The 17,055-nt window shown below is 62.9% G+C and carries 13 protein-coding genes and 1 riboswitch; of the genes, 4 read left to right on the top strand and 9 right to left on the bottom strand.

The window, feature by feature from the left end; translation table 11 throughout:
• The 3 genes from PBR20603_RS14175 to glyA all read right to left on the bottom strand — a co-directional run.
• Positions 1 to 2,423 (bottom strand): hypothetical protein (locus PBR20603_RS14175; protein WP_150560147.1); only part of this gene is annotated, 2,423 nt, incomplete at its 3' end.
• Positions 2,424 to 2,920: 497 nt separating this feature from the next.
• A complete protein-coding gene (nrdR, locus tag PBR20603_RS14170; protein ID WP_010808637.1) occupies positions 2,921 to 3,403 on the bottom strand; it encodes a transcriptional regulator NrdR in 483 nt (160 codons plus the stop codon).
• An 18-nt stretch (positions 3,404 to 3,421) separates the two neighbouring features.
• Positions 3,422 to 4,669, bottom strand: a complete 1,248-nt coding sequence (gene glyA / locus PBR20603_RS14165; RefSeq protein ID WP_150560146.1) for a serine hydroxymethyltransferase — start codon at positions 4,667 to 4,669, stop codon at positions 3,422 to 3,424.
• A gap of 98 nt (positions 4,670 to 4,767) precedes the next feature.
• A riboswitch (ZMP/ZTP riboswitch) is annotated at positions 4,768 to 4,875 on the bottom strand.
• 273 nt (positions 4,876 to 5,148) lie between these two features.
• Here glyA and PBR20603_RS14160 point away from each other — a divergent pair.
• On the top strand, positions 5,149 to 6,075 hold the full coding sequence (locus PBR20603_RS14160; RefSeq protein WP_150560145.1) for a LysR family transcriptional regulator: 927 nt from the start codon (positions 5,149 to 5,151) through the stop codon (positions 6,073 to 6,075).
• Between the two features lie 6 nt (positions 6,076 to 6,081).
• On the opposite strand, the gene PBR20603_RS14155 is transcribed toward PBR20603_RS14160, so the two are convergent.
• Complete coding sequence (locus PBR20603_RS14155; protein WP_150560144.1) at positions 6,082 to 7,488, bottom strand: hypothetical protein; 1,407 nt, start codon at positions 7,486 to 7,488, stop codon at positions 6,082 to 6,084.
• Between the two features lie 156 nt (positions 7,489 to 7,644).
• Here PBR20603_RS14155 and PBR20603_RS14150 point away from each other — a divergent pair, with 156 nt between their 5' ends.
• Positions 7,645 to 8,163, top strand: coding sequence for a 2-thiouracil desulfurase family protein (locus PBR20603_RS14150; RefSeq protein WP_150560143.1), 519 nt, complete (start codon positions 7,645 to 7,647; stop codon positions 8,161 to 8,163).
• A 42-nt stretch (positions 8,164 to 8,205) separates the two neighbouring features.
• Here PBR20603_RS14150 and PBR20603_RS14145 read toward each other — a convergent pair whose 3' ends face one another.
• The 5 genes from PBR20603_RS14145 to PBR20603_RS14125 form a co-directional block, all read right to left on the bottom strand.
• Positions 8,206 to 8,787 (bottom strand): DJ-1/PfpI family protein, encoded by a 582-nt coding sequence (locus PBR20603_RS14145; protein WP_150560142.1) that lies wholly within the window; start codon positions 8,785 to 8,787, stop codon positions 8,206 to 8,208.
• Between the two features lie 237 nt (positions 8,788 to 9,024).
• Positions 9,025 to 10,281, bottom strand: a complete 1,257-nt coding sequence (gene boxA / locus PBR20603_RS14140) for a benzoyl-CoA 2,3-epoxidase subunit BoxA (protein WP_150560141.1) — start codon at positions 10,279 to 10,281, stop codon at positions 9,025 to 9,027.
• A 37-nt stretch (positions 10,282 to 10,318) separates the two neighbouring features.
• Positions 10,319 to 11,746 carry a benzoyl-CoA 2,3-epoxidase subunit BoxB gene (boxB, locus tag PBR20603_RS14135; RefSeq protein ID WP_150560140.1) on the bottom strand — a complete coding sequence of 476 codons (1,428 nt, stop codon included), beginning with the start codon at positions 11,744 to 11,746 and terminating at the stop codon, positions 10,319 to 10,321.
• A gap of 99 nt (positions 11,747 to 11,845) precedes the next feature.
• A complete protein-coding gene (boxC, locus tag PBR20603_RS14130) occupies positions 11,846 to 13,501 on the bottom strand; it encodes a 2,3-epoxybenzoyl-CoA dihydrolase (protein ID WP_150560139.1) in 1,656 nt (551 codons plus the stop codon).
• A gap of 111 nt (positions 13,502 to 13,612) precedes the next feature.
• Entirely contained in the window at positions 13,613 to 14,527 is a 915-nt protein-coding gene (locus PBR20603_RS14125; protein ID WP_150560138.1) for a helix-turn-helix transcriptional regulator, read from the bottom strand.
• A gap of 269 nt (positions 14,528 to 14,796) precedes the next feature.
• On the opposite strand from PBR20603_RS14125, the gene PBR20603_RS14120 reads away from it, so the two are divergent.
• Together PBR20603_RS14120 and PBR20603_RS14115 are read left to right on the top strand one after the other, a co-directional pair.
• On the top strand, positions 14,797 to 15,267 hold the full coding sequence (locus PBR20603_RS14120; protein ID WP_150560137.1) for a DUF4863 family protein: 471 nt from the start codon (positions 14,797 to 14,799) through the stop codon (positions 15,265 to 15,267).
• 41 nt (positions 15,268 to 15,308) lie between these two features.
• Positions 15,309 to 16,931, top strand: coding sequence for a 3,4-dehydroadipyl-CoA semialdehyde dehydrogenase (locus PBR20603_RS14115; RefSeq protein ID WP_150560136.1), 1,623 nt, complete (start codon positions 15,309 to 15,311; stop codon positions 16,929 to 16,931).
• Positions 16,932 to 17,055: the final 124 nt, after the last annotated feature.

Genomic DNA, 17,055 nt, shown 5'->3' with positions numbered 1-17,055 from the left:
TTGCCGCCGGTGATGCTACCCACGGTCAGTTCGCCGCCGGTGACCGCGGCGTTTTCCTCTGCGTTCACCACTTCGAAGTTGCCAACGATATCTTGAATGTCAATATCGCTCGCCGCCGCGACGTCGAGTTTCGTATTGCCGAAGTCTGCGCTCTTCGTGACATGAATCTTGCCGCCAACGAGCTTCCCTTCTTCCTTGGCAACGCGCGACTTGATCGTCGCGCCCGCCTCCGATGCGTAGGTGCCCACCTCGAGCTTGCTCATGCCCAGATCGACCGTGCCCTCGTTCTGCAGGTGCTGCACACCGCTGACGTCTGCGCTCAGCGCGACAGTGCTTGCACCGGCAACATTTACCGTGCCCGAACCCAGCGCGTTGGCATGCGCTGCGGTAAGCGTACCGCCTTGCACGCTCAGGCTCGTCACACCGCTCTGATCACCCGCCAGCGTCAGGTTGCCCGTGCCCACCTTGGTCAAACGCACGCCGTCAACGTCGGCCGGCGAGATCGGTGCCTCGGTATAGAGCGCCGACTTGGAACGCGAACTCTGGCCAGCGTCGAGCGGCAATTTCAACTCATTGAGAATGCGACCTTCGAAGACATCGTCCAGGTTCAAGGCACCAAGCGTCACGCGGGTGTCACCGGCGATGAGGTCACCTCGACCTGACAGTGAACCGATCGTGATATCCCCCTCCCGCGGCCCGCTCTCCGACCATTCTCCGACATTCGAGACGTCAAACGCCCCCCCTTCCAAGCGAATCCGTGCGTTATCGGCAGTCGTACTGCCCGCCGCAACGACCTCTCCTCGATTCTCGAGTTGCAGTGCTTCCAGCTTGGTATCGACGAACTTCAGGACGGCCCCCTCGTCGTTGCGGATCGTCGCATTACCGCCACTGGAGCCATCGATCATTGCTTCGCTCGCGTTAATTAATGTCAGATGCTCGAGTTTGGAGTCGACGATCGTAAGGTGTCCCTCACCATCATTCGAGATGAGCGCATTTCCGCCAAGGGATTCCTCGACATCGACGTCCCCCAGATTCGTCAGGCGCATCCCCTCGAGCCGCGAGCCAGTCAACGTGAACTCACCAGTAGCATGATTAATCACGCTGCTCTCGTTCATCGACGTGCGGTTCGCCTCAAGCATGCCGGCATTCTGAATCGACGCGCTGCCTGCGCTCGCTTTCTCGAAATGCGCGCTCCCGCCGGTCACCATGATGGTGCTCGCGCCAGCGCTGGCGCCCTCTTCGAATCGAAGGTGACCACCATCGGAAATGGCGATGGCGGCATTTTGCGCACTCGTGCCCGTGTTGAATACGATGGCTCCGCCTTCGTTGGCGGCGCCCGCCTCGACCGCGACGGCCTCCGCCGTGAGCGTCCCATCGAGGACTTCCGCAGCGCTCGCGCCACGCCCGGCCATCAGCACAACGCGCTTGGCCGCTGCATCGATACCCTTGCCGTTCGCCACAAAGTTGAGCGTTCCCTTGGTCCCCACGGCAACCGCCAACTCGCCGTCACCTTCAATGCCCTGATGGACATTCAACGCGCCATCGACAACGCCCACCAAATGGGACACGTCTTCCGCCAAACGAATCGCGCCGACATCTCGGACGCCATCCGGCGCGCCGCTCACGGCATCCGACGCAGCGCCTGAGCGCTTCGTGATGTCGAGCACGGTTTCCTTGCCGATCTCGACGCCTCCTGCGACGTAGCCCTCGTCGAAATGCGAGTTGAACAGGTTATCGTCGCGCCACGTCAACACGGCATCGGTGCCGTTTTGCGCTGGCACAACCAATTCCTTGGTATTCGCCATAACCTTGAAGGCCGCTTCGCCGGCCTTGTCCAGGGCTTTAATACGCGTGTCGATCTCAGTGAGCTTCGCGTAGAGATCCGTGGCGTCATTACGGCTCTTCAAAACCGCAGCATCGTCACTCAAGAAGTCGGTGAGTTGCTCGCGCGCATTGGCGACGTCATCCAGGTTGGCGTTTAGCACCTTCTGGATTTCGCGTTTGACATCCTCCAGATCGGCCACCGTCAGATCTCGCTCCCAGCGATGCGCCAGCTTGATTCCGTCCTCTTCGTTCAGCTTGGCGATCACATCGTCGATTGTATCGACGCTATTAGTGAGCTTATTGTCATACTCGGCTTTATCGACAATACCTTTGATTTCCGAGTAAACACTCGAACGAACCTTCTTCAACGCATCAAGACGATCAGCCTTTTTCGCACTTTCCGCATAATCAGTTCTCACCTGATCAAGTCGGCCCTTCATTCGATTCACAATATTGGCTTTTTGATCCGTCCACGTTGCCACTTCGCCTTGAAAAAATTCAGCCTGCGCAGGTAAGCTCATCGCAGCGAGCACCGTCGCGACGGCCACGCAGATTTTGGATTGACGAAGTGTTTCCGACTTCTGAAATTTGCATTGCATTCGATAACCTCTAAAGAATTCTTTATAACGGCGGGGCAACTCACCGTCACCAAAACAGCGGCATCCGACCGCGAAGTGGCGAATTCTAGGTACAAGCTATCGAAACCAAGCCAATCTCAGATTTATTTGGTAATTTCCCCAAACACTACGCACAACTTATATTGTGATGAATCCCATTGCTTTTAATATATTTTCCCAGCACATCTCCCAAAAACACCCCCATCAATCAGCCTAATTTCACAAAATAACCCAGATATTAAGTACGCACACAACGGAATTCGGTTGCAACCAAGTCATTTCCCATCTGCAACTTGAGGACCCCAAAAATGCAGTATTCGTGCAGCCGGCCCGGCATGCCGGCCATTCCCGAGCGGGCATAAAAAAACCCGCCGTGCCCTTTCAGGCACGACGGGTTCTTTCGTCTTTCATTTTGTCAGACTGGCCTCGTGACCACCTTCTGACGCTCACACGCGCTGTCGTCGCATCGCTTTCGCGACTCAACCCACCGGCTTACGCTTGGGCTTGATATCGGTGCTGTCGATCTCCTCGAGCACATCACGAAACTCGGCAATGTCCTCGAAGCTCCGGTACACCGATGCAAAGCGGATATAGGCGATTTTGTCCAGGCGCTTCAACTCGCGCATGACGAGCTCGCCAATGCGCTGACTCATCACTTCACGCTCCGCACCAGCCAGCAGCTTGTACTCGATGCGTGCTATCGCGGCATCCATGGCTTCGGCACTCACAGGGCGCTTGCGAATCGCCAGTTGCATACTGGCGCGCACTTTCGCACGATCGTACTCGGCGCGGCTGCCGTCCTTCTTGACGACAGCCGGCATCGCCAGCTCGACACGCTCGTACGTGGTGAAACGCTTGTCGCACGACGGGCATTTCCGGCGCCGCCGGATGGCAGCGCCGTCTTCCGCTTCACGCGAGTCAATGACTTGCGTGTCGTCGTGCCGGCAGAACGGGCAGCGCATGCGTGCGGCGCTCGCGGCTTAGCCGTAGACCGGGAAACGCTTGGTCAACTCGGCCACTTGTGCGCGCACGCGGGCCAGGTTCTCAGCGTCTTCCGGGTTATCCAGCACGTCGGCGATTAGGTTGCCGACCAGCTCCGCTTCGGCTTCCTTGAAACCGCGCGTGGTCATGGCCGGCGAGCCCAGACGCACACCGCTCGTCACGAACGGCTTTTCCGGATCGTTCGGGATCGCGTTCTTGTTGACGGTGATGTGGGCTTCGCCCAGCGCAGCTTCGGCAGCCTTGCCCGTGATGTTCTTGGCACGCAGGTCGACCAGCATCACATGCGATTCCGTACGGCCCGACACGATACGCAGACCACGCTTGACCAGCGTCTCGGCCATCACACGGGCGTTCTTCGCGACTTGTTCCTGATAGGCCTTGAATTCCGGCGTGGCGGCTTCCTTGAACGCGACAGCCTTACCCGCGATCACGTGCATGAGCGGACCGCCCTGAATGCCCGGGAAGATGGCCGAGTTGATCGCCTTCTCGAATTCGGCCTTCATCAGGATCACACCGCCGCGCGGGCCGCGCAGGCTCTTATGCGTGGTCGTGGTAACGAAGTCGGCGTGCGGCACCGGGTTCGGGTACACACCGGCGGCAATCAGACCGGCGTAGTGCGCCATGTCGACCATGAAGTACGCGCCGACCGACTTGGCGATCTGCGAAATGCGCTCGAAGTCGATCTTCAGCGAGAAGGCCGATGCGCCCGCCACGATCAACTTCGGCTTGTGTTGCTGCGCGAGCTTCTCCGCAGCGTCGTAATCGATGTCTTCTTTCTCGTTCAGGCCGTAGCTGACCACGTTGAACCACTTGCCCGACATGTTGACCGGCGAACCGTGCGTGAGGTGACCACCGTGCGCCAGGCTCATGCCCATGATCGTGTCACCCGGCTTGAGCATGGCGAAGTACACGCCCTGGTTAGCCTGCGAGCCCGAGTTCGGCTGCACGTTCGCGGCTTCCGCACCGAACAGCGCCTTCACACGGTCAATGGCCAGTTGCTCGACCACGTCGACATACTCGCAACCACCGTAATAGCGCTTGCCCGGATAACCTTCCGCATACTTGTTGGTCAGTTGCGAGCCCTGCGCTTCCATCACCGCCGGGCTGGTGTAATTTTCCGAAGCAATCAGCTCGATGTGATCTTCCTGACGCTGATTTTCTTTCTGAATCGCAGCCCAAACGTCGGGATCGACGGAGGCAACGGTAGATTTCGATTTGTCGAACATGGCGTTTCCGTTGAATTGAACAGGTTTTCCGGGAGGGGATGGTGCAGCGCGCCTTCCTTTGTGCTTCAGAAGACGATAGACAGGGCAGCACCAACCATCACGGCTGCCCAGGCGAACGGCAAATAAGACCCCGGCGCTTCCCGGTGGGTTGCTCCACCTCGGGCACACAAGGCTGTGCACCCTAATCGCCAGTCACGCGGGGTTTGTGGCGTCGATAGTTTATGCGAGCTTGCGGCGTTAGGCAACCGGCCCGGCCAGCCGCACGACCGCCGTGCCGAACGCCCCTCGGCACAGGTGTCACAACGCCCTGTCCAAGCCGTCGAGATCGTAGACGGCGTCGACCGCCGGCACGATGCCGTGACGGTCGATCGCCGCCGCCGGAGCCTCCAGCCCGTCCCGGCGCCCCGGGGTGGACACACCCCGCTTATTGGAGAATACTTCGCGGCATTATTGGCAATTTCACCGCTAATTGGCGATATATGGGAACCAATGAGGTCTACACCCCCGAGCGCCTGTCGGGCATTTCCGCCTTCGTGGCAGCCGCCGATGCCGGCAGCTTCTCGAGCGCCGCCGAACGGCTGCACCTGACGCGCTCGGCCGTTGCAAAGCGTGTTGGCCGGCTGGAAGCGCGGCTGGGGATACGTCTGTTTCACCGCACCACGCGCAGCCAGCACCTGACGGACGAAGGGCAGGCGTTCTATCAACGCTGCACGAAAGTGCTCGCCGATCTTTCAGAAGCCGAGAATGAACTGAGCGCCGGATCGCAAACGCCCATGGGCAAGCTCCGGGTGAGCATGCCGGTGCAGATCGGCCGGCAGTGCATCGCCCCCGTCTTGCTGGCGCTGGCGAGGGCGCATCCGCAGTTGCGACTGGAGCTGGCGTTCAGCGACCGGCGTGTGGACCTCGTCGAGGACGGCTACGACCTCGCCGTGTGCAGCGGCCACCTTGACGACACGCCCGGACTCAAGACCCGCCTGCTAGGCGTACAGACGACGATGCTGTGCGCCTCGCCCGCCTATCTCGCCGAGCGCGGCACGCCGCAAACGCCGAACGACCTCACTCGGCACGAGCGGTTGATGTACGGACGCAACGGCTGTCTCTCCGAGTGGCCCGCGCTCTCAATCGGGCACGAAGCGCCCCGCCCGCCGCGCTTCGTGCTGGACGACCCCGTCACCCTCGTCGACGCCGCCGAGCAAGGGCTCGGCATCGTCTGTCTTCCTCAATGGATGGTCGCGCAGTCGCTGAACACCGGCAAATTGCAGCAGTTGCTGCCTCAGCGCGACTCGCCCGCTACGCCACTGCATCTGGTCTGGCCCGACACGCGGCATCCTTCGCCGAAGCTGCGCGCCGCCATCGACGCGTTGGTCGACGCCACACGCGAGCTGCTCGCCACCCCGCGCCCGTGACGGCGTCTACGCCTCTCTCTCCGGCGTCAGAAACGGCGACTGTTGCGCCTTGATCGCTGCGGCGCGCGTCGGATACAGCTGTTCCCAGGCTTGCGCCGCCGACTTCCCCCCCAACAACGTCACGAGACAATCGCGACGCGACAGAATGCGATGCACTTGCGAATCGGGGTCCTCGGTGCTTCTGTCGCTGCCATTGCCGGCCGGCAGCGCGCGTGCAATGTCGCTGGCGCTGGCCGCCCAAGGCAAGATATCCGGCGCGCCAATCCGGGCCAACCGGTAAGCCATCTCGGCCGCCAAGGCGCGCACACCGGTTGGGTCCTTCAATTCGTCGAGTGCGGTCTTGCTGTCGGCCGCGCATGTCCACCTGCTGAGCCGGCGTGCAAAGGGCGCGCAGTATTCGCCGTGGCGAAACTGCGTCAGGTCAGCCAGCGCGCCTTCCAAAATCACCGAGCCGTAGTGCGACGTATCGGAACGCTCTGCACGCCCGGGACAACGCGGCGCCCCAAGTGACGCGAACGCCTGTCCCCGCCGCCGCACAACCCCATCGCCCTCTGCCTCACGCTCGCCTTGAACCGCCAAGCCAAGGCAGGTGCTGAAGTCGACGGTCATGATGTACGGCAGATCGTTCTTGTCGCGCCAGACGCCGATGTTCCCCATCGACGCGTTACAAAGATCCCGGTTGCCCAGCCACAGCGCAGCGATGTAATGCCGCTCCAGCGCGCACTGGTAGACGTCGGGAAGTGCGCGGCAGAGCATCGCCCGTCTGTCGTTGCGCGCCTTCACGATGGCGGCATATGCCTGAGCGTCCGCCCGGGCTTGTGCGGCGTTAGCGACGCGTTGCTCCATCTGCCACCCGATCTCTCGCGCTTCATGCCTGGCTTGCTTGCAGGCATCGCCGGCGCCACCGCGCCCGCCGTCGATCACGCGCCACGCCGCATCTCCCTCGAGCCATTGCCCCAGCGCTCGATAGGCCGGCAGATAAGTCGTCGCCAGATAGAGGCGCTCGGGTGCATGCGTCCCGTCGAATGCGAGCGAACACCCGCGCACCAGAAGCGCCGTCGGCGTCGCCAGTCCTAATGCACCGCACAGCCGCGAGGCAAGCCATGACTGCGTCGCGCACCATGCGCTCGGACACGCCCGCACGACGAACTGCGCAGCATCGGCTCGCGGCGTCGACCACATATGCACCACCTCCCGGTTCGCCCTCGGCGACGCGGCCCCGTACACCGGCTGCGCCAACGAAAAGTCATGCGGTCCGACGCCAGGCAGCGGCGCACCGCTGCCATCGTGTCCGGTGACCGGCCCGAACGCGGCGAGACGCACGGCCTCCGGCGGCGCCCCTTCGCATCGCGGCACGGTAGCGGAGAAACTGCCGGAAGCGATGCCTCCCGGCGGACAAGCGTTGATGTCCATCACGACACTCCTTGGTCGTATGGCGGGGCGCCCGCGCGCAAACCGCAAGACCGCCGCCCCGGTTGAGATCGGCAGATCTTGCTGCGCTAGCGGGCGGCGAGCTTTGGAAAATGTGGCAAGTTCGGATAATTCCGCCGCGCATGATAGGCTCGCGCCATGCCTACGTCGCCCCGCATTCTTGTCAGCAGTTGTCTTCTGGGCCATCCGGTCCGCTATCACGGGCGCCCCGCACCCTGCGAATCCGATGCCGCCGCTATTCTCGAACGCTGGCGCGCTGGCGGCCTGATCATGCCGATCTGTCCAGAAGTGGCAGGCGGATTACCGACGCCGCGTCCCCCTGCCGAGATCGCGCGCGCGGCAGGCGGCAACGCGGTGTGGCACCAACGCGCACGCGTGATGGACGACACCGGGGCCGACGTCACCGGCGCCTTCCTCGATGGCGCGCAACACGCACTCGCGTTGGCACAGCGTCACGGCATCCGCATTGCGGTACTAAAGGAAGGCAGCCCCTCGTGCGGCAGCACGTCGATCTACGACGGCTCGTTCAGCGGCCGGAAGATCGCGGGCGAGGGCGTAGCGGCCGCATGGTTGCGACAGCACGGCATTGAAGTGTTCAGCGAGCACACGCTCGCAGAGGCAGACGAAAGACTGCGCGCCATCGGTGAGCTTCGATAGCGCGCCTCCCATCAAACGCCAAGGCTCCGTTTCAACCGGGGATTAAAGTTCGATCTTCGTTCCCAGCACGACGAGGAACTGGGCGATCCATGCAGGATGCGCAGGCCACGCGGGCGCGGTCACGAGCTTGCCATCGGTGTGCGCCTCGTCGATCGCAATCTCCATGTACTTCCCGCCCGCCAGGCGCACCTCCGGCGCACATGCCGGGTACGCCGAGCACTCGCGCCCCTCGATAACACCGGCCGCCGCCAGCAACTGCGCGCCGTGACAGATCGCCGCCATCGGCTTGTCGTTCTGAGCGAAATGCTTCACCAGCGCGATGACTTCGTCGTTCAAACGCAAATACTCCGGCGCCCGGCCGCCGGGAATGACCAGCGCGTCGAAGTCGGCCGGAGAAAGCCCGTCGAATGTGGCATTCAGCGTGAAGTCGTGGCCGCGCTTCTCGCTGTAGGTCTGATCGCCTTCGAAATCGTGAATCGCGGTGCGAACCTTGTCACCTGCCTTCTTGCCCGGGCAGACGACTTCGACCCGATGGCCCACGGCGGCGAGTGCCTGCACGGGCACCATCAACTCGTAGTCTTCGACATAGTCGCCCGCCAATACCAGAATCCGCTTCTTGCCCATGTGACTCTCCGTTCAGAGAAAAGATGGAAGGGATGCAGCCCCTCCATGTTACTCAATTCCGGTGACGTCTCCGGGACGGCGTCTGCCCCCCTTCGCCCAGCGATCTCCCGCGTCAGACGAAAAAAAACCGCGTGCCGGAGCACGCGGTGTCAAGCCGGCGCAGAACGCCGTCGGTCAATCTGAAGCCCTCGCCGCCCGATCGGTCCGGCAAGCGCGGGCCAATGTCGTCAATGGCCGTCAGTAGGTTTCAAGATGCAGGCGCCCTTCCGTCTTCATCCGCTGCCACAGGGCCTGCCAGTCAAGCCCGGCCTCGCCCGAGATGGTCTGCAACACTTGCAGCACGCCATCCTCCATGCCCTTCAACCCGCACACGTAGATGTAGGTGTGCTCATGCCGCAGCAGCGCCGCGACATCGGCCGCCCGCTCGCGCATCGCGTCCTGCACGTAGCGCTTGGCTTGCCCCGGTGTGCGCGAGAAGGCGAGATTCGTGTCGATGAAATCCTTCGGCAAATTGAGCAAGGGACCGAAATACGGCAATTCGCCCTGCGTGCGTGCGCCAAAGAACAGCATCAACTTACCTGTTGCGCCCTTCAGGCGACGACGGCGGCGATACTCCGTCATCGCGCGCATGGGCGCGGCCCCCGTGCCGGTGCAGATCATCAGCAGATGCGAATCGGCGTGGTTGGGCATCAGGAACGTGCTGCCGAATGGGCCCATCACGTTCACCACATCCCCCTTCTTCAGATCGCACAGGTAGTTCGAGCACACGCCCCCGACCGCCTGCTCCTGATGATCTTTCGTCACGCGTTTGACCGTGAGCGCGAGGTTGTTATAACCGGGACGCTCGCCATCGCGCGGCGACGCAATCGAGTACTGCCGTGCGTGATGCGCCCGCCCGTCGGCCGTCGTCCCCGGCGGGATGATGCCGATCGACTGCCCTTCGAGCACCGGGAACGGCTGCTTGCCGAAGTCGAGCACGATGTGATGGATGTCGCTCTCGGCACTTGCGTCGGTCAGCCGATAGTTACCTACCACGGTCGCCTGAACGGGCGCCTTGTGGTTGTAAAGATTGACGTAAGGCTTCGCGGCGGACCACGGCGGCACGACCGAGCCGCGCACGAGATCCGAACCGCCGATGACGGGCTCGGGCGCATCGGCCGACGCATTGCCGGACGCGCCTTGCGCCGCCTCGCCGATCGAACCCTGACCGGCAAGGGCGTCGTCCTGCACAGGCAGTTCGTCCCACGTGAGCTGATCGTCGACCGAGTAGGCCTCGGCCCTGAGCACGTCGCGCCAGTTGTCGATGGCCCCTGTCGGGCACGGCGAGATGCACGCCATGCACCCATTGCATGTGTCCGCGCGCACAACGTAGTTGTTCTCGTCATGCGTGATCGCGTCGATCGGACACGTCTCTTCGCAGGTGTTGCAGCGAATGCAGATCTCCGGATCGATCAGATGCTGCTTCAGAACTTCGACCGGAACGGGGCCGTTCATGATGCTGTCTCCTTGTGGGGAATGCGCTGCGGCTCTTTTAGTTGAAGCGCACGTACTCGAAGTCGATGGGCTGACGGTTGATGCCCAACGGAGGCGGCGCAATCCAGTTGGCGAACTTGCCCGGCTCGACCACACGGCCCATGAGCGACGCCACATACGCACGATCTTCCGACGATGGCAGCCACTCACGTTCGTGGGCGGCCCATTCGGTCTCGCTCACCACGCGGCCGTCCGGCGACACGCGCACGCCGGCGAACGTGCCGATCTGACGGTTGAAAGCCTTGTGCGGCACCGTCAGGCGGAAGTCGATACCGGCCTTCTCGAGCACCTTGTTCCAGCGATTCACGCCCGCGACCGAGTCCTTGATGTAGTCGTCGCGCAGCACTTCGTTCATGGCGTTGAGCATCGGCACTTCACGCTCCACCAGCTTGCCGTTGTCCACATCGAGCAAGCGGTACATCTGGCCGTTCAGTTGATGGTCGTCGTCGCGCTTGCTCTCTTCATAGCGTCCCTTCAGGCCGGAGCTATAGAAGATCGCGGCGTTCGACGACTGGTCCGCGCCGAACAGATCGATCGTCACGGAATAGTGGAAGTTCACGTAGCGCTGAATCGTCGGCAGATCGATCACTCCCGCGGCGCGCAGCTTCGCGACGTCGTCGGTCTTCAGTTCGTTCATCACCTGTGCCGTGCGCGCAATCACGCGCGAGACACCCGACTCGCCCACGAACATGTGGTGCGCCTCTTCGGTCAGCATGAACTTCGTGGTGCGCGCGAGTGGATCGAAACCGGACTCGGCCAGTGCCGAGAGCTGGAACTTGCCGTCACGGTCCGTGAAATACGTGAACATGTAAAACGCCAGCCAGTCCGGCGTCTTTTCGTTGAACGCGCCGAGAATGCGCGGATTGTCGTCGTCGCCCGAGCGGCGGCCGAGCAGCGCTTCCGCTTCTTCACGCCCGTCGCGGCCGAAGTAGCGATGCAGCAGGTAGACCATCGCCCACAAGTGGCGGCCTTCTTCCACGTTCACCTGGAACAGGTTGCGCAGGTCGTACATCGACGGCGCCGTCAGCCCAAGGTGGCGCTGTTGCTCTACTGATGCCGGTTCCGTGTCGCCCTGCGTGACGATGATGCGGCGCAGGTTGGCGCGGTGCTCGCCCGGCACGTCTTGCCACGCCGCTTCCCCCTTGTGCTCACCGAAGTGGATCTTGCGCTCGGCTTCGCCCGGCGTGAGAAAGATGCCCCAGCGATAATCCGGCATCTTCACGTGATCGAAGTGCGCCCAGCCGCTCGGGTCCACGCTCACGGCCGTGCGCAGATACACGTCGAAACCGTGCGAGCCTTCCGGGCCCATGTCGCCCCACCAGGACAGGAAATTCGGCTGCCACTGCTCGAGCGCGCGTTGCAGCGTGCGGTCGTCCGAGAGGTTGACGTTGTTGGGGATCTTCTCGCTGTAGTTGATCGAAGCCATCGTGGGATTCCTCGTGTCTCGTGCGTATTCTGTGTAAGACGTCTCGTCTGATGTTGCCGCCGCCCGGCGCAGGCCGCCGGCGGCGGTGCAGCCCATTCGTCAGACGCGGTTCAGATCGAACTGCGCCTTGTTGCCCTTGCCGTAGACCTTCAGCGCGCCCTTCTCGCCCACGGCATTCGGACGAATGAAGATCCAGTTCTGCCATGCCGACAGGCGGCCGAAGATGCGCGTGTTCATCGTCTCTTTGCCGTTGAAGCGCAGGTTCGCTTCCATGCCGGTGAGCGCATCGGGCGACATGGCCGCACGCTCTTCGATGGCAATGCGAATTTCGTCCGGCCAGTCGAGATCGTCGACAGCCGCAGTGACCAGCCCCAGACGCTCCGCTTCATCCGGACGCACCGCGCGGCCGATGGTGGCGCGCACGGCGTCAAGCTCTGCTGCGTCTTCATAGAAGCGGCGTGCCAGACGCGATTGATCGGTGACCATCGGCAGCAAGCCGAAGTTGACTTCGGTCAGCGTAATCGCCGGTTCGTCTTCCTCGCTCGCGGGCAACGCGGCCATATACGTGCGGTCAGCGGCGAAAGCGAACTCGGCGAGCGTGCCGGCGAAGCACGAATCCGGTTCGATCAGCGCGAAGAGCGATCGCGACGACACGTCGATACGTGCAAACGTGCGGCGCAGCATGCCGATGGTCTCGCGCACAAACCAGTGATCCTGGTGGGCCAGCAGCGACGCGTCGGCGGCCAGCACATGCTTTGCCTCGCCTTCGGTGCGCAGCAACCACGTGCCGATATCGAGTTCGTTGGTGCGCAGATTGAGGATGGCGTCGTCGAGCTCGCGCGCCATCTTCAGGGGCCACCAGTTCACGCCCGCCGCTTCGATGCCGGCGATATCCGACGGCGGTGCAGATTTCGGCGCCCTCACGGTCAGGCTGGCGGTACGGTTGGTGCGGTCGATTTCCACGTCGACAAATTCGTAGCGGATGGCATCCGGCTCATCGGTGCGCTCGATACGTGTGAGCGTGACCCCCTTGCCGCCCGGACGGTGGCTGTTCTGGGCCAGTTCCACCGCGCGGGCCGATACCGTCTGCGCGAATTGCGCAGGCTTGACCACTTCGTCAACCAGACGCCATTGCTTGGCGCGCTCGCCGCGAATGCCTTCGACGATGGTGCAGAAGATATCGGCGCGGTCATTACGCACATGGCGCTTGTCCGTCAGACGCGTGAGGCCGCCGGTGCCCGGCAACACCCCCAGCAACGGCACTTCCGGCAGCGCGACCGACGACGAGCGGTCGTCGACCAGATAAATCTCGTCACAAGCGAGCGCCAGCTCGTAGCCGCCGCCTGCGCACGCACCGTTCACGGCGGCCAGGAACTTCAGGCCGGAATGACGGCTGGAATCCTCGAGACCGTTACGCGTTTCGTTGGTGAATTTGCAGAAATTGACCTTCCACGCATGGGAGGACAGGCCAAGCATGAAGATGTTGGCGCCCGAGCAGAACACACGGTCCTTGGCGCTCGTCACCACTACCGTCTTCACTTCGGGATGCTCGAAGCGGATGCGCTGAACGGCATCGTGCAATTCGATATCCACACCGAGATCGTACGAATTGAGCTTGAGCTTGTAGCCCTCGCGAATGCCGCCGTCTTCCGCAATGTCGATGGCGAGCGTAGCCACCGGGCCTTCGAAACTCAGCTTCCAGTGCTTGTACTGCGTGGGGTCCGTACGATAGTCGACGTGGGGTTTGCCGAACATGATTGCCTCCAACACGAATAATGATCTTGTTGGATTGCAATATAGTGCAGCATCACCCCACCGTCAACCGTTTACCCAAAGAAAAATGAATTATTTTGCAGATGCGGACATTTAATCCGATGACAACTGCACTGCCAGGCGCCCGCGCAGTTGCAAGTAGGCGTCGGCCAGGGCACGTCCACCGGTATCGAAGCTCATGTCGGCCTTGGCGTAGAAGTCCTGTCGCCCGGCCAGAATGCGCTTGAGGTCGTCCATTGCTTCGGCGTTGCCCGACATCGGGCGCAAATCGCCCTGTGCCACCACCCGTTTCATGTGTTCTTCGGGCGACGCTTGCAGCCACACCGTATAACAGTGAGTCAGCAGGAAATTGAAGGTCGCGGCGTCGCTCACGATACCGCCCGGCGAAGCGATCACGGCACGCGGATGTTCAGCCACCACGGCCTCCAGCGCGCGCAGCTCATAGCGGCGGTAGGCGGTGGCGCCATACAACGAATAGATCTCCGACGGCGGGCAGCCCGCGAGTTGCTCGATCACGCGATTGAGTTCGACGAACGGCACGTGCATGTCGTCGGCGAGCATACGGCCCAGCGTCGACTTGCCTGCGCCACGCAGCCCGATAAGCGCAATGCGCCCGCGCCGGTCCGGGTCGCGCTCGCTGCCGGCGAACAACTCGCTCAGTGCCTGACGCGCACGCGTGAGCGCCTCGCCGTCACGCCCGTGCAGGATTTCGCGAATGAGCAGCCACTCCGCGGACGACGTGGTCTCGTCACCCACGATTTCCGCCAATGTGCAATTTAGTGCGTGCGCCAACTGACGAAGAAACAGCACGGACGCATTGCCCACCCCCGACTCCAGATTGGCCACATGACGCTCGGAGACACCAGCATCCAGCGCCAACGCCTTGCGCGTCAGTCCTCGTCGGGCACGCAGCGTTCGCACCCGCTCGCCCAGCGCGACCAGGAACGGGTCTTTCTCACCGGCGCCCCGCGCCGTCGACACCCCATCGGCATGCGCACTCTTATTCATCAGGCGAGATCCTCGAAACAGGTAACATGTAATATATTGCTTGACAGCGAAATTTGCATGCTCTAATTTTCACCATGCGTCGGTAAAAAAGCAAACGCGGGCCAGACTTCCTGAGCACCGTCATTGATCGACGTCATATCAACAGACAGTGCGCAAGCCGTGATGCGCAAGCGTCGGCGCATTGCCAAGGCAATGCCGGCCCTGAACGATTCAGGGCCAACCTGCCGCTGCGGCCGGCACCGCGACTGCGACGTCCCCAGGAGACAAGGATGGATGTGCCCCAATTTCAGGCGCTGATTGCCGACCTCACGCGGCAACTCGACGGCCGCGCCATCGACGCCCACCTCGCCGATTGGCTCAACGCGCACTATGGTGCCGGTTCCCCGGGTTATGAAGCGCTGACCGACGCCTGCCGTACCGGCGTTGCCGAGGGCTGGCTATGCCATCGCGAAGGCGGCGGCATTCGCTACGGACGTGTCATCAAACCTACGCCCGACACGCATGGCTTTTCCGTCGACGTAGTGGATATGGCCGATCTGGCCGGGCCGCACCACGCGCATCCCAATGGCGAAATCGATCTGATCATGCCGCTCACGCCGGGGGCGACCTTCGACGGGCATCCCGCGGGCTGGTGCGTGTACGGCCCCGGCACCGCGCATCGGCCGACGGTCGCCAACGGTCGTGCCCTCGTCCTGTATCTGCTGCCCGAAGGCGCTATCGAATTCACGCGCAGCGCCTGATCGGACGCGCGCACGTCTATCTGCTGGACTCAACTCGGTTCATGGTCATGAGTACCCCCGCCTTGCTGGAAAACTACGTCGCTGGCCAATGGGTGGCCGGTGCCTCAAACACATCAAACATCTCAAACACGTCAAACGCGAGCGAACGTACCGCGCTCACCGACCCCGTCACCGGCGAGACGCTCGCCTTCGTATCGAGCGCCGGCCTGGATCTCGACGCCGCGTTCACCTTCGCACGCGAGACGGCCGGCCCCGCGCTGCGCGCCTTGTCGTATGGCGAACGCGCACAGCGGCTTTCGCAGATCGCCGCCACCTTGCAGGCGAATCGCGACGACTACTACGCCATCGCCACCGCCAATTCGGGCACGGTCGCCACCGACTCTGCCGTCGATATCGACGGCGCCATCTACACGCTGTCGACGTATGCGAAGCGCGGTGCCTCGCTCGGCGATGCGCATACGCTGCTCGATGGCCCCGCCGTGCCGCTCGCCAAAGATGCCTCGTTCGCGGTGCGTCACGTGTTCCGTCCGACACCGGGCGTGGCGCTGCTCATCAACGCGTTCAACTTCCCGGCCTGGGGGCTTTGGGAGAAGGCAGCCGGCGCGCTGCTTGCGGGCGTGCCTGTCATCGTCAAGCCCGCGACGTCCACGGCATGGCTGACGCAGCGCATGGTCGCCGACGTCGTCGCCGCCGGCATCTTGCCACCGGGCAGCCTGTCGGTGATCTGCGGCAGCGCCGCCGGTCTGCTCGACCGGATTGGCCCGTTCGACGTGGTCTCCTTCACGGGCTCGGCCGACACTGCCGCGACGCTGCGCGCGCATGCGGCGTTCACCCGGCGCTCGGCACGCATCAACGTAGAAGCCGACAGTCTGAACAGCGCCCTCCTGTTGCCCGACGCGGCGCCGGGCACCGCCGCCTTCGACCAGTTCGTGCGCGAAGTGGCGCGAGAAATGACCGTCAAGTCGGGCCAGAAATGCACGGCCATTCGCCGCGCGATGGTGCCCGTCGAACACTTCGATGCGGCCGCATCCGCCATTGCGGAACGTCTCGCCAAGACAGTTGTCGGCAACCCGCGCCATGAGGCCGTGACGATGGGGTCGCTGGTCAGCACTGCGCAAAAGCAAGCGGTGCTCGATGGCATCGCCCATTTGCAGACGGAAGCCGAAACGCTCTACGACGGGAATCGCGAAACGGTCTTCGTCGACGCCGGGCCGCACAGCGCCTGCGTTGCCCCCGTGCTGCTCGGCTTGCGCGATGGCGCGAGCGGCAAGCGCGTGCATGACACGGAAGTCTTCGGCCCTGTCGCAACGCTCGTCGGCTATCGCGATCTCGACGAGGCGCTCGCCCTCGTCAAGCGAGGACAGGGCTCACTCGTAGTTTCGCTGTATAGCAACGACGCCGTTGCCATGCGCACGCCCGCCCTTGCGCTGGCCGACGCACATGGTCGTGTGCATGCGATCGATCCGTCGGTCGCGAAGACACAGACCGGGCACGGCAACGTCATGCCGCAATCGCTGCACGGCGGACCGGGCCGTGCCGGTGGCGGCGAGGAGCTCGGCGGACTTCGCGCGCTGCGCTTCTATCACGTGCGCTCGGCCGTTCAAGGTCCAGCGGCGCTGGTCGAAGCGCTGACGCAGGACGCCATCGAATTCCCAACGTCGTAACGCATTACGCCAGCAGCAGTCGCAGGCCGTCGAAGTCAAGGTGATTCATACAGGCGCCGTCAGAGCGCCATAAAGCACTCACGCCACGCGTGCGCCGCTCATTTGCGAGCGGTGCGCCGCGCGG

This window comes from Pandoraea bronchicola (assembly GCF_902459805.1).
Classification (GTDB): domain Bacteria; phylum Pseudomonadota; class Gammaproteobacteria; order Burkholderiales; family Burkholderiaceae; genus Pandoraea; species Pandoraea bronchicola.
The sequence above is the reverse complement of the archived record's forward strand: the minus strand, read 5'-3'. Positions and strand labels throughout refer to the sequence as shown.

Excerpts from the sequence above, each read along its gene's own strand:
- boxB (WP_150560140.1), bottom strand. The coding sequence starts at position 11,746 with ATGGCTTCGATCAACTACAGCGAGAAGATCCCCAACAACGTCAACCTC.
- boxC (WP_150560139.1), bottom strand. The coding sequence starts at position 13,501 with ATGTTCGGCAAACCCCACGTCGACTATCGTACGGACCCCACGCAGTAC.
- PBR20603_RS14120 (WP_150560137.1), top strand. The coding sequence starts at position 14,797 with ATGGATGTGCCCCAATTTCAGGCGCTGATTGCCGACCTCACGCGGCAA.
- PBR20603_RS14115 (WP_150560136.1), top strand. The coding sequence starts at position 15,309 with ATGGTCATGAGTACCCCCGCCTTGCTGGAAAACTACGTCGCTGGCCAA.
- PBR20603_RS14160 (WP_150560145.1), top strand. The coding sequence starts at position 5,149 with ATGGGAACCAATGAGGTCTACACCCCCGAGCGCCTGTCGGGCATTTCC.
- PBR20603_RS14125 (WP_150560138.1), bottom strand. The coding sequence starts at position 14,527 with ATGAATAAGAGTGCGCATGCCGATGGGGTGTCGACGGCGCGGGGCGCC.
- boxA (WP_150560141.1), bottom strand. The coding sequence starts at position 10,281 with ATGAACGGCCCCGTTCCGGTCGAAGTTCTGAAGCAGCATCTGATCGAT.
- PBR20603_RS14145 (WP_150560142.1), bottom strand. The coding sequence starts at position 8,787 with ATGGGCAAGAAGCGGATTCTGGTATTGGCGGGCGACTATGTCGAAGAC.
- PBR20603_RS14150 (WP_150560143.1), top strand. The coding sequence starts at position 7,645 with ATGCCTACGTCGCCCCGCATTCTTGTCAGCAGTTGTCTTCTGGGCCAT.
- nrdR (WP_010808637.1), bottom strand. The coding sequence starts at position 3,403 with ATGCGCTGCCCGTTCTGCCGGCACGACGACACGCAAGTCATTGACTCG.
- glyA (WP_150560146.1), bottom strand. The coding sequence starts at position 4,669 with ATGTTCGACAAATCGAAATCTACCGTTGCCTCCGTCGATCCCGACGTT.
- PBR20603_RS14155 (WP_150560144.1), bottom strand. The coding sequence starts at position 7,488 with ATGGACATCAACGCTTGTCCGCCGGGAGGCATCGCTTCCGGCAGTTTC.